The sequence below is a fragment of the Blautia glucerasea genome (assembly GCF_020537505.1).
In the GTDB taxonomy this organism is placed as follows: Bacteria; Bacillota; Clostridia; order Lachnospirales; family Lachnospiraceae; genus Blautia_A.
The window spans coordinates 1-874 of sequence record NZ_JAJBMO010000089.1; the positions used below are offsets into that span (position 1 = coordinate 1).

Below are 874 nucleotides of genomic sequence, written 5' to 3' on the forward strand. Positions count from 1 at the left end.
AGCTGGCGGCACTTCTGAATATTTCAGACAACCAGTTATCCTACATCACCAATGTGGGTGCCGGCCATGGTCTGATCCGCTGTTCCGGAAATCTGGTGCCGTTTGAAAATTCGTTTCCAAGAAATACAAAGCTGTACCGCCTGATGACGACCAAGCCGGGCGAAGGGTAAGAGCGGGACAAGCCGGGACTGGAGGTGAGAGATGAAGGATATCAAAACCAAAGAAGTTACAACAAAACCAAAGACCAAAAATCCTGCCTCCAGAATCCCCAAGGAGCTGATGCGGACGGCCATACTGGAGAGCAAGGAAAAATCCCAGGCCATCGCAAATGCCAGGGACAATGACATGGGAGAACAGTCCCCATCCGAATATGCCAGTGGGAAAGTCGCATCCGCAGAGGAATGGGCTGCAAGAAAGACAGGCAGAACTGTAACCAGAGCCGGAAAGACAGCCGCACAGACTTCCTACGAGAAGATCAAACAGAGAGCCGCTGGCAAAAAAGAAGTAGAAAAAGAAGCGGAGAAAGAAACCGCCAGAGGAACAGGGGACACACAGACCGCCGATCCTGCTAGCCGGGAAGCACCCGAGCAGAAGAGCCGGGAAGTACAGATTCAGAATGCCCAGCGGCAAAAGGCGGTTTCAGATGCCGTCAAAACAAAAGAGCAGAAGATCCGGGCTGCCAGGGAGACACCAAGAATCCAGAATGGACAGGAAATGTCGGAAGGTGGATCGCTTTCCATCAAAAGACAAAACCAGAAAAGCAAGGCCGGAGATACCGCAAGGCAGAATGCCATCCGCCAGAAACAGCCGGAAACCATACGGATCAAGGAAAAGCCACGGAAACAGTTGGAGCCGAAGACCATACAGCGGCGTA

At 52.2% G+C, this 874-nt stretch carries 1 pseudogene; it reads left to right on the forward strand.

Annotation, left to right across the window (positions count from 1 at the left end):
• Positions 1-201 precede the first annotated feature (201 nt).
• Positions 202-874: pseudogene (locus tag LIQ05_RS19360) on the forward strand (lytic transglycosylase); the annotation flags it as partial.